The sequence below is a fragment of the Sphingobium olei genome (assembly GCF_042678845.1).
Lineage (GTDB): Bacteria > Pseudomonadota > Alphaproteobacteria > Sphingomonadales > Sphingomonadaceae > Sphingobium > Sphingobium olei.
This window is the reverse complement of record NZ_JBHTLS010000007.1, coordinates 18,190-27,559: the sequence shown is the minus strand read 5'-3', so window position 1 is coordinate 27,559 and position 9,370 is coordinate 18,190. Positions and strand designations below refer to the sequence as shown.

The 9,370-nt window shown below is 62.8% G+C and carries 14 protein-coding genes and 1 pseudogene; 9 read left to right on the top strand and 6 right to left on the bottom strand.

The window, feature by feature from the left end:
- A pseudogene (locus ACFQ24_RS01800) lies at positions 1-196 on the bottom strand (IS110 family transposase); the annotation flags it as partial.
- Between the two features lie 57 nt (positions 197-253).
- On the opposite strand from ACFQ24_RS01800, the gene ACFQ24_RS01795 reads away from it, so the two are divergent.
- Positions 254-430: a GDCCVxC domain-containing (seleno)protein gene (locus ACFQ24_RS01795; RefSeq protein WP_429615043.1), complete on the top strand. Its 177-nt coding sequence runs from the start codon at positions 254-256 to the stop codon at positions 428-430.
- Between the two features lie 16 nt (positions 431-446).
- Here ACFQ24_RS01795 and ACFQ24_RS01790 read toward each other — a convergent pair whose 3' ends face one another.
- Positions 447-998, bottom strand: a complete 552-nt coding sequence (locus ACFQ24_RS01790; RefSeq protein WP_326868476.1) for a DsrE family protein — start codon at positions 996-998, stop codon at positions 447-449.
- A gap of 60 nt (positions 999-1,058) precedes the next feature.
- Positions 1,059-2,531, bottom strand: a complete 1,473-nt coding sequence (locus ACFQ24_RS01785; protein WP_007016074.1) for a multicopper oxidase family protein — start codon at positions 2,529-2,531, stop codon at positions 1,059-1,061.
- A gap of 203 nt (positions 2,532-2,734) precedes the next feature.
- Between ACFQ24_RS01785 and ACFQ24_RS01780 the strand changes: the two genes are divergently transcribed.
- The 7 genes from ACFQ24_RS01780 to lgt are packed head-to-tail and all read left to right on the top strand — an operon-like array spanning position 2,735 to position 6,841.
- Entirely contained in the window at positions 2,735-3,076 is a 342-nt protein-coding gene (locus ACFQ24_RS01780; RefSeq protein ID WP_004213264.1) for an ArsR/SmtB family transcription factor, read from the top strand.
- A 2-nt stretch (positions 3,077-3,078) separates the two neighbouring features.
- Entirely contained in the window at positions 3,079-3,504 is a 426-nt protein-coding gene (locus ACFQ24_RS01775) for a YeeE/YedE family protein (RefSeq protein WP_004213265.1), read from the top strand.
- A 3-nt stretch (positions 3,505-3,507) separates the two neighbouring features.
- Positions 3,508-3,951 carry a DUF6691 family protein gene (locus tag ACFQ24_RS01770; RefSeq protein WP_004213266.1) on the top strand — a complete coding sequence of 148 codons (444 nt, stop codon included), beginning with the start codon at positions 3,508-3,510 and terminating at the stop codon, positions 3,949-3,951.
- Positions 3,948-4,727, top strand: a complete 780-nt coding sequence (locus ACFQ24_RS01765; RefSeq protein WP_004213267.1) for a sulfite exporter TauE/SafE family protein — start codon at positions 3,948-3,950, stop codon at positions 4,725-4,727. Before ACFQ24_RS01770 ends, ACFQ24_RS01765 begins: the two co-directional genes overlap by 4 nt.
- A gap of 19 nt (positions 4,728-4,746) precedes the next feature.
- Positions 4,747-5,496, top strand: a complete 750-nt coding sequence (locus tag ACFQ24_RS01760; protein WP_007016078.1) for an MBL fold metallo-hydrolase — start codon at positions 4,747-4,749, stop codon at positions 5,494-5,496.
- Positions 5,497-5,532: 36 nt separating this feature from the next.
- Positions 5,533-5,919 (top strand): rhodanese-like domain-containing protein, encoded by a 387-nt coding sequence (locus ACFQ24_RS01755; RefSeq protein ID WP_004213269.1) that lies wholly within the window; start codon positions 5,533-5,535, stop codon positions 5,917-5,919.
- A gap of 46 nt (positions 5,920-5,965) precedes the next feature.
- On the top strand, positions 5,966-6,841 hold the full coding sequence (gene lgt, locus ACFQ24_RS01750) for a prolipoprotein diacylglyceryl transferase (RefSeq protein ID WP_007016079.1): 876 nt from the start codon (positions 5,966-5,968) through the stop codon (positions 6,839-6,841).
- Between the two features lie 3 nt (positions 6,842-6,844).
- Here lgt and ACFQ24_RS01745 read toward each other — a convergent pair whose 3' ends face one another.
- On the bottom strand, positions 6,845-7,411 hold the full coding sequence (locus tag ACFQ24_RS01745; RefSeq protein WP_007016080.1) for a DUF6118 family protein: 567 nt from the start codon (positions 7,409-7,411) through the stop codon (positions 6,845-6,847).
- Between the two features lie 28 nt (positions 7,412-7,439).
- Here ACFQ24_RS01745 and ACFQ24_RS01740 point away from each other — a divergent pair, with 28 nt between their 5' ends.
- The gene (locus ACFQ24_RS01740) at positions 7,440-7,670 is read left to right on the top strand and encodes a hypothetical protein (RefSeq protein ID WP_006953926.1); all 231 of its coding nucleotides are present in this window, start codon (positions 7,440-7,442) and stop codon (positions 7,668-7,670) included.
- Here ACFQ24_RS01740 and ACFQ24_RS01735 read toward each other — a convergent pair whose 3' ends face one another.
- Together ACFQ24_RS01735 and mobC are read right to left on the bottom strand one after the other, a co-directional pair.
- Complete coding sequence (locus ACFQ24_RS01735) at positions 7,671-8,714, bottom strand: relaxase/mobilization nuclease domain-containing protein (protein ID WP_004213271.1); 1,044 nt, start codon at positions 8,712-8,714, stop codon at positions 7,671-7,673.
- A complete protein-coding gene (mobC, locus tag ACFQ24_RS01730) occupies positions 8,701-9,252 on the bottom strand; it encodes a plasmid mobilization relaxosome protein MobC (RefSeq protein WP_004213273.1) in 552 nt (183 codons plus the stop codon). Before mobC ends, ACFQ24_RS01735 begins: the two co-directional genes overlap by 14 nt.
- Between the last annotated feature and the right edge of the window lie 118 nt (positions 9,253-9,370).

Here is a 9,370-nt window from a genome sequence, read left to right as displayed (position 1 = left end):
GGAGCTGCCGACCCCAGTGATGCGCCGTTCCGCAGGCTTCGATCCCGATCAGAACCGGAGGCAATGCCGCGAAAAACTTCAACATCTGTCCGCGCTTCAATTGCCGGGTCACAACCACCTGACCCGCAGCGTCTACACCATGGACCTGGAACACCGACTTCGCGATATCCAGCCCAATCGTGACAATCTCACTCATCGTCCGTCTCCTCGCTCTTCAGCCGAGGCAGTCTGCCTCAGCCGGTGAGCGGGAGCCATCCACTCCATCGTTTTCGAACATTCTCTCACCGGCCCCCATGATTGCCGACATTGCGCGGCGGTGCTGCGGCCCCTGGCCGGCGACTGCTGCGTGTTCTGCTCGTTCGGCGATGTCCCATGCCCTCCGATTCAGGAGGCGAAGGCGAACGGGACCGTGGCGGGCTGCTGCGGGTGAGGGGGTATCGCACCTTTCAATCCGGGATGAGCGCGTAACCCCGGATTTGTAGATTCGCCAAGGTTGTAAGCGCCGAATCATCGATCTCAACGCCCGAAGCCACTTGGTTCGGCATGATCTCATTTCCGACCATGGCCTGACTGCAAACGCGGATTGAAACACCGGCTTTCTGGAGAGCGGCAATCAGCGCAGCGTTCGGGTTGGCCGCTACCTTCATACGCGCCGCATATGGCGCGTTCTGCAGGACGAGCGGGGTCGCGGGACCATGAATGATGACGGCGATGTCACCAGCCGGATGGACCTTGTCCGCGCCTAGCAGGTTCACGAAGCGCGCGACCTTCTCAAGGCTGGGATTCACTTTGTCGGGAGAGCTTGCGGCCTTGGTGACATTGAACAAGACGCGGTAGCGAAGCTTGGGATCGGGCCGCTCGGCAGCACTGGGCACGGCCACGATCCCGCCAAATCCCGGTATTACGGGATAAACCAGATTATCCTGTGCAGCTAGCGAGGTGCCGCCGGTCAGCATCGTTGCCGCGAGCAGAAATGTGGCGAAAGCTCTTTTTGGCAACCTTGCTCTCCTGTTGGACGGTAGGCGCTGCATAAACTCTCCAGAAGTGGGAGCCTACGCCTACGCAACACTGAACTGGCCCATCATTCCATTATCCTCATGTTCAAGGATATGGCAGTGATACATGAAGGGAGCGCTCTTGGCCGGCTGATCAAATCGGATGAGAAGCTCCACCGGTTCCTTGACGAGGACCGTGTCGCGCGGCCCCTGGTCGAGAACATCGGGCTGCCCGCCACCGCGGGTGAGAACATCAAAGTGGACGCCGTGAATATGGATCGGGTGGCGCATCATTTCGCCAGACACCTCCCATATTTCGGTGGAGCCTAGCTTCACCGTCTCATCGATGCGATTCATGTCGAATGGCTTGCCATTGATCGTAAGGCCGCCACCGCCGCTTCCTGAGCCCATCATGCCGCCCATGCCCATGTTGAGGCTCAGACGGCGACGGCGCACCGCCTTGCTGGCGTCGGGCCCAGTTCGTGATGCCAGAAGGGTCGGCACGACGCCGCTGGCACGAGCCTGTCCCAACGGCCGTGGTTCAAACCGCAGCACGGTCGCTGGTGCCGCGGCATCGGTCCTTCGGGCGCCACGCCCCATCATACCCATGCCGCCCATCATCGAGCTGTTGGTATCAGCCGCCGTCACCAGCGAGGCGGACCTACCGTCCGTGAAGTCCACGAGAAGCTCGGCACGTTGGCCCGGCGCCAAGGTTATGGCTTCCAATGCCACTGCGTGTTCGAGCAGCCCCCCTTCGGTTCCGATCCAGTGAAAGCTCCGCCGATCGGAAAACGACAGCTCATAAATCCGCGCGTTCGATGCGTTGACGAGCCGCAGGCGAACCAACCGATTTGGCACCGCCGCCAGCGGATTCACCGCGCCGTTCACAAGGATCGTGTCGCCGCGCCGGCCCTGCATGGCGACCATCATGCCGCCTGGCATGACAAGGCGACCATTTTCGAACTGGCGATCCTGGATGAGCAGGGGCAGATCGTCCACGCCATATTCTGACGGGAGCCCCAGGCCCTGCTCTTCGTCGTCGGTTACCAGCAACGCCCCAGCCAGGCCCGAATAGACTTGCTCGGCCGTCAACCCATGGACGTGTGAGTGATAAAGGAGGGTCGCTGCGGGCTGCCGGATCGGGAGCGTGGGCCGCCAGGTCGCGCCCGGCGCGATGATCTGATGGGGGCCGCCATCCAGCTCTCCGGGGATCAGAAGCCCGTGCCAATGCACAGTCGTGTCCGCGTTGAGCCCGTTGGTCACGACAGCCGCCACGTCGTCGCCACGGCGCACCCTGATCGTCGGTCCGAGATAGCTGCCATTATACCCGAGCGTGTCACTCGGCCGGCCTGGATAAAATGAAGTCGTTCCGGACTGGACCCGTAGCGCGAATGAGCGGCCAGGCCGTGCGTCCAACAGCGGCGGCATCGGAAGCGGGTTTGCACCTCCCCCGCCGAGGCCCGGCGTGGAGCGCGAGCAAGCGGTGGTTGCGAACAATGCCGCTCCGCCAGCCAACAGCGAACGTCGATCGAGCATCTAAATCTGTCCCAGCGTGCAGCGCAGCTCGGAAGCGATACGGACAGCCTGGTCGATCAGCATGGGGTTACCTCGCACTCCGGCGCTTCGAAGGAGCCTCGATGGCTTGGCGAAATAGTAGCTCACGGGGGGAACCTCCTAGCTGGCGCTTGATCGAACACCACTCCATCATATATGCTACATATAAGATGTTTGGAGCAACTGTGCCACCTTCCCTCGTTAAAATGTCTCCGGAGCTTCTGGAGGAAAAGGCCGGCGAAGCGGAAGCGTTCCTCCGTTCGCTTGCGAGCCGGCACCGTCTGATGATCCTGTGCAGCCTGCTCGGCGGGGAGTTGTCGGTAACCGATCTGGGCGAACGCCTCGGACTGACACAGTCGAATTTGTCCCGCCATCTGGCCACGCTGCGCGACGAAGGCCTGGTCGGAACACGGCGGGAGAAAACGACGATATTCTACCGCATCACGTCCGAGCGCGTGCTGCCGATCCTGACGGAACTCTACGCACTCTTTTGCGCCGGTGACGAAGCTGAGAGCAGAGAATCCTGACGATGGAGGGTTTCACCCCATTCTCGGCCATCGTGGGCGGCGCGCTAATCGGCCTCTCGGCTTCCTTCCTGTGGATCGCCAATGGGCGCATCGCTGGAATCAGCGGCATCGTCGGCGGGGTGCTTGCGCCTGTCCGCGGCGAGATGGCCTGGCGCGCAACATTCCTGGTCGGCCTGCTCGCCGCGCCCTTGCTCTACCGGGCGGCGGGCGGCCTGCTACCGGACCTCACGTCGCCGGCCCCAGTCGCCGTCGTGATCGCAGCCGGCCTTCTGGTGGGATTTGGGACTCGGCTCGGGAGTGGTTGCACCAGCGGGCATGGCGTCTGCGGAATAGCGAGGCTCTCGCCCCGCTCGCTCGCCGCGACAGGCGTCTTCCTCATCACAGCGGCCGCGACTGTGTACGTCGCCCGACACGTCATCGGACTCTGAGCAATGAGGAAGCTGCTCATCGCGCTCGCCTCGGGGCTCATTTTCGGCTTCGGCCTGATCGTCTCCGCCATGATAGCCCCCAGCAAGGTTCTGGCGTTTCTTGATGTCGCCGCGCCGTCGTGGGACCCGAGCCTTGCCTTGGTGCTGGCCTCGGCCGTCATGGTTTCAGCGTTGGGATTTGCACTCGGCCGAAGGCGCGATGCTCCGCTTTTCGCACCGGCGTTCAATGGGCCATCGTCCCGGTCCCTGGACAAGAAGCTTCTCTCGGGCGCGGCTTTGTTCGGCGTCGGATGGGGCCTCGTCGGCTACTGCCCTGGTCCGGCCCTGGTCGCCCTGAGCCTCGGAGCGCCGGCGGCGCTGGTGTTCGTCGTGGCGATGCTGGCGGGCATGGGCGTCTTCGCCCTTCAGGAACGTTATCGCGCAGCCAGGCCCGGGGCAAACCCATGACGCCGGTCGACATCCTCACGCTCATATCCGGTGTCGTCGTCGGCTTTACCCTCGGGGTGATCGGCGGCGGCGGCTCGATCCTTGCCCTGCCGTTGCTGCTGTATGTCGTGGGCATGAAGGACCCGCACGTCGCGATCGGCACGAGCGCGCTGGCGGTGGCCGCCAATGCCTTCGCCAACCTGATCCAGCACGCCCGGGCCGGAACCGTGAAGTGGCCCTGCGCCCTCGTCTTCGGGGCATCGGGCGTCATAGGCGCCCTGATCGGCTCCACCCTGGGCAAGATGGTGGCGGGTCAGCATCTCCTGGTGCTGTTCGCAGGCGTGATGATCGTGGTGGGGGTTTCCATGCTGCGCGGCAAATCCGGCGGCGGCGACCCGGGCGTGCGGATCACGCGCCCCATCGCTGTGCGGCTCGTGGCGATCGGCCTTCTCGCCGGCCTCCTGTCAGGGTTCTTCGGCATCGGCGGCGGCTTCCTGATTGTGCCCGGCATCATGCTCGGCAGCGGCATGCCCATCCTCAACGCGGTCGGATCGTCGCTGTTTTCGGTGGGAACGTTCGGATCGGCGACAGCCCTCAACTATGCCCTGTCAGGACTCGTGGATTGGCGCGTGGCCGGCTTCTTCATCGCTGGCGGGGTCGCTGGCGGCGTCGCCGGCATGCAAACCGCCATCCGGCTCGCCGATCATAAGGGCTTGCTCACCCGCATCTTCGCTTTCGTCCTGCTGGCCGTGGCCGCCTACATGCTGTTCCGCAGCCTGGGCGGGATCGGCGGCTAGACACCATTGGAGACCGATCATGATCTTTCGTCAGTTGTTCGAGCCGGAGTCCTCGACCTACACCTACCTCCTCGGTTGCCCGGAGACGCGCAAAGCCGTCCTGATCGATCCTGTCCTCGAAACGATCGAACGCGACCTTGCCGCGCTTCAGGAACTGGATCTCGAACTGGCTTATACGTTGGAGACGCATGTGCATGCGGACCACGTCACATCGGCCTGCTATCTGCGCAGCCTTACCGGCTCCAAGATCGCGTACCCCGCCATGGACGGCCTTCCCTGTGCTGACGTGGGGGTCGCCGAGGACCAGCCTTTGACTGTCGGCGCGCTCAAGCTTCAGCCGCTGTTTACGCCGGGGCACACCGACGCCCACCATACCTACCTGGTTGAGCAGCCCGATGGTCTTCGCGCCTTCACCGGCGACGCCCTGCTAATCGACGGCTGTGGCCGCACCGACTTCCAAAACGGTGACGCCGCCACCCTTTATCACTCCGTCACGCAGAAGATTTTCACGCTGCCGGGCGATGGTCTGATCTACCCGGCTCACGACTACAATCATCGCCACATCACGACAGTGGCGCAGGAGCGTGAACGGAACCCGCGCCTTGCGGGCAAGACCGTTCAGGAATTCGTCGCGATCATGGCCGCTCTCGATCTTCCCTACCCAAAGAAGATCGACGTTGCCGTTCCGGCAAACAAGCTTTGCGGTGATTGCCCGACAGATTTGCCGGAAATGCTGCGCCAGATAGGCGGCAAGTCCGAGCAGGGCTGAGCCATCCGATACAGGTTCATTTACAGGAGAAAGTCGATGCCAACACGCACCTCGAAACAACTGGTTTCCGAAGCGAATGCGATTGTCGAAACTATCGCGCCTGACGATGCAGCCAAACTTGTCGGCAATCCCAAGGTCCAGTTCGTTGACATCCGCGAGCCAGGGGAAGTCGCAAAATCGGGGCTGGTGGCTGGTGCGGTGCATGTCCCGCGTGGCCTTCTGGAATTCCAGGTCGATCCTGAAAGCCCCACCCACAATGCCAAACTCGCCAGTGGATCGCGGTTGGTGCTCTATTGTGGGTCCGGCGCCCGCTCGGCGCTGGCCGCAAAATCACTCAAGGAGATGGGCGTGGAGAATGTCGCCCACGTCCCCGGCGGGTTTGCGGCGCTCAAGGATGCCGGCGCTTCAATCGCACCGGAATAACCCATGGCGCGCTCGAGCGCCGCTTCTCGCAGGCAGGATACAATCCTTGGATAGCCATATCGCATTCGCCAGCCTCGGATTGAGCCCGATAGCCATCTCCATAGGCCCGCTCGACATCCGCTGGTACTCGCTGGCCTATATCGCCGGCATCATTGCCGGGTGGTGGTATCTGCTGCGGCTGCTGGCCCAACCAGCGGCCCCGATGAACCGCGCACAAGCCGACGATCTCGTGTTCTACGCGACGTTGGGCGTTATCCTCGGTGGCCGTCTCGGCTATGTGATCTTTTACGGTCCTGAGATGATCTTCGACCCCCTGCAAATCCTCAAGCTGTGGGACGGCGGCATGTCGTTCCACGGGGGTGCAGCTGGCGTCTCGCTCGCGCTGATCCTGTTCGCGCGACGACACGGCCTCGAATGGCTGCGGGTCCATGATTATGTCGCCTGCACCGTGCCGATCGGCCTGTTCTTCGGCCGCCTCGCTAATTTCGTGAATGGTGAGCTTTGGGGAAAGCCCACCGATGTGCCTTGGGCGATTGTGTTCCCCGGAAGTCGCGATGGCCTCGCGCGTCACCCGAGCCAGCTCTACGAAGCCGGGCTGGAAGGACTGGTCTTGTTTGCCGTGCTCGCGTGCCTTTTCTGGTTTACCAACGCCCGACGTCGCCCTGGCATGCTCGTCGGCGTGTTCCTTCTTGGCTATGGGCTCGCTCGCTTCATTGTCGAATTCTTCCGGGAGCCGGATGCCCAGCTTGTCGGCTTCACAGCCAGAACAGGGCTTCATATGGGTCAGTGGCTCACCGTGCCGATGATTGCCGCAGGTATCTATTTGATAGTCGCAGCTTGGCGCGCCGGCTCGCGCAACCAGCAGGGCAAATCAGTAAAAAGTGAGCCAGCAATCATGCCAAAATCGAGTTGCAGTGAATAGGAACTAGCGGTCGCTATCCTGCTGCTCCTCAAGGCTAGCACCAACTTTGATTGTGCATCGCACCGTCTCGCGCGTTCGGGCTGCGGCCTTGCTGCACCCTTCGATCGTTTCGCGATTGGCCAACACCATCCTGTCGGCCGCTATGATCGCGCGGAACGCGGTGGGCGAGGCGGCCTGCATCATCCGCTGCCCGCCTTCCCACATTGACAGGTCGAGCGCTCGCGCCGCCATCTTTTCCGGCCATTGCCAGCTCGCCGGCACGGCACGCGCGACGACGCCGGCGAACGCCGCCCAAAGCACCATGCCGAGCACCACTCCGCCGATCGCCGTCCACATCAACCAGCGGTTCTGCTCGTAGCCCCGCCGCGCCGATGCGGTGACGCCCTGAAGCGCCCGAGTTGCATCCTTCAGCTCTGCGGCTGCGGTCGCGATCGTCCGCCGGTCCTCGGCGCGGGCGTCACCGCCTGCCGCTACGATCCGGTCAACAACGTGACGCGGCGTTGCTCCGTCCCTGGCTGCCGTCACCAGCGCGTCGGCGCGCTGCAAGGTGGCGTCGATCTTCTGCACCATGCCCGCAAACGCCCCCTCATGAGGCACGATGAAGAAATCTGACAGGGCAAAGAAACATACCGGCAAGGTAATCGAGGCGGCTGCACGCGCTCATGAAGCTCTCGACTATTTCAACGGCAACGTCACAAATCCGTTCGATGAGCTAACATGGCCCAGCATTGCCGAAGGTTATCTTCTAGTCGCACAGAAGGCGGTATCAGACGCATTGGTCGCTTTGGAACGTGCAAACAGCGTTGGTTGGACCAAGCACGGCCAATAACTATCGTCCTGGCCCTTCCCGCGAACGATCGCGGTTCCTAGATCGTTCGCTCTGCCGCTTCCGCTCCATCGCGGCTACCGATCGCTCATGAATTGTAGGCGTTCGCCCTGCCCCCACAAATTGCCGCACCTGGTCGGCAAGCTGGCGGTCAGCTGGATCGCTGCTTGTCTCAAGCCGCTTGGCGGCAGCTAGATAGCGGTGTTGCGTCTCATTCCATGCCTGCCGCCCGCGCACCACGAAATCCGGAGCGGTTGACCGCCCCGCCAGCTGGTCTCGCGCGGCCGCAGTGATCTTCTGATTGGCAAACGGCGCAGGTGCGGTGCCGGCCATGTAGCGCTGCCTCATCCGATTCAGGGCCATGCTCTGACCGGCTCGGCCGACACCACGCGCTGCGCGAGGCGTTGCCTCGGCAGTAACCCCCCTCGCCCGCAATTCCTCTGCAAAGCGCTCCCGGTAATGATGCAGCGTTTGAGGTCGCGGGTTGAAGCGTTGCCCTGTGTCGCCGCGCGCGGCAACCGTCACATGCACGTGGGGCCGCGGTGTGTCCGTATGCAGCGCCAGGACGTAATCCCACTCATGCCCGATCTCGCTGCGCGCGACCTCGCGCACCGCTGAAAGAACCTTGTCGGGGTCTGTCCCTGCCGGCATCGAAAAAACCATGCTCACGGCGGCTACGGTAGAATTGTCACGCCAATAGACAGGATCGCCCCAATCGCGCGCCAGCTCCGCCCGAGCTTCCTTGTCAGTCAGTATGTCGCCATCACGCGTTTCAAGCGGCACATCGCCTTTCCGGCCGATATAGTCGAAATGCGCAGCCGCGTGGTTCTTGCCCTTCGGCCTGCCCGTAACCTTGACCATGACCTCCGGGGCACGGCTGACAACGCGAGCAAGCCGCGCCCGCGTGCTCCCGCCCTGGCCTGCCCGCCTCGAACTCAGCGAGCGCAGCAACATATCGGCCCCGCGCCTGTTCGGGTCGCTGGTCAGCTTTGGTTTGAACAGCGCGGCAAGCTGTCCCGCCTCAAAGCTGCTATCAAAGTCGCTCACTGGAAACCTCCCAATAGGACAGGTCAGCTTTCGTAGCGGCGCCGATACCTTCGACGGCCGCGCCGATCGCCGCGCGCAGGTCGTTGACCTTTTGCAGCTCGCCGGCGATCTCCGCTGCATTGTCCGCCAGCGCCATCTTGTTAGCGGCTCGGGCGATCTGATTCACGTTGCGCCCAATGCGCTGCAACGCCTGACGGCAATTCAACAGCTCTTCGCGCAATTCGCGATCGACAGGCGCGGCAATGCCGATGTGTCGCCGCACAAGAGCCATGGCCCAGGTCGCCGGGGTCATGCGGCGCTCTTTTGCGCGATGGCGGATCACGGCCAGTTCGGTTTCGGTCGGCCGAAGATAAAGGCGATGCTCGCCAGCGGCCTCGCGGTCAACAAGAGGTGCGGCCTCGCTGGCCGCCCCGGACTGCCGGAGCACGGCGTCAACCAGTTGACGCATGAAGGGGCCGCGCCCTCCCCTCGTCTGCGCAAGCGCGTCAATCTTTGCGAGCTTGGTTGCCTCGATCTTGAAGCCCAGCGTCTTTTCCATGTGGGGTAGGTATCTCCCAACCGTGAAGCGCGATCCGATAGGATTGAGCGTATCGGTTAACATTAGCCGCCGCAAGGCTTATCCTGCCATACAGTAGATACCTACCCCACAAACAAAA

What these genes read in the sequence shown, in the direction of transcription:
- ACFQ24_RS01765 (WP_004213267.1), top strand. Translation starts at nt 3,948, where the DNA reads ATGACGCCGGTCGACATCCTCACGCTCATATCCGGTGTCGTCGTCGGC.
- ACFQ24_RS01755 (WP_004213269.1), top strand. Translation starts at nt 5,533, where the DNA reads ATGCCAACACGCACCTCGAAACAACTGGTTTCCGAAGCGAATGCGATT.
- ACFQ24_RS01745 (WP_007016080.1), bottom strand. Translation starts at nt 7,411, where the DNA reads ATGGTGCAGAAGATCGACGCCACCTTGCAGCGCGCCGACGCGCTGGTG.
- ACFQ24_RS01785 (WP_007016074.1), bottom strand. Translation starts at nt 2,531, where the DNA reads ATGCTCGATCGACGTTCGCTGTTGGCTGGCGGAGCGGCATTGTTCGCA.
- ACFQ24_RS01770 (WP_004213266.1), top strand. Translation starts at nt 3,508, where the DNA reads ATGAGGAAGCTGCTCATCGCGCTCGCCTCGGGGCTCATTTTCGGCTTC.
- ACFQ24_RS01740 (WP_006953926.1), top strand. Translation starts at nt 7,440, where the DNA reads ATGAAGAAATCTGACAGGGCAAAGAAACATACCGGCAAGGTAATCGAG.
- ACFQ24_RS01760 (WP_007016078.1), top strand. Translation starts at nt 4,747, where the DNA reads ATGATCTTTCGTCAGTTGTTCGAGCCGGAGTCCTCGACCTACACCTAC.
- mobC (WP_004213273.1), bottom strand. Translation starts at nt 9,252, where the DNA reads ATGGAAAAGACGCTGGGCTTCAAGATCGAGGCAACCAAGCTCGCAAAG.
- ACFQ24_RS01775 (WP_004213265.1), top strand. Translation starts at nt 3,079, where the DNA reads ATGGAGGGTTTCACCCCATTCTCGGCCATCGTGGGCGGCGCGCTAATC.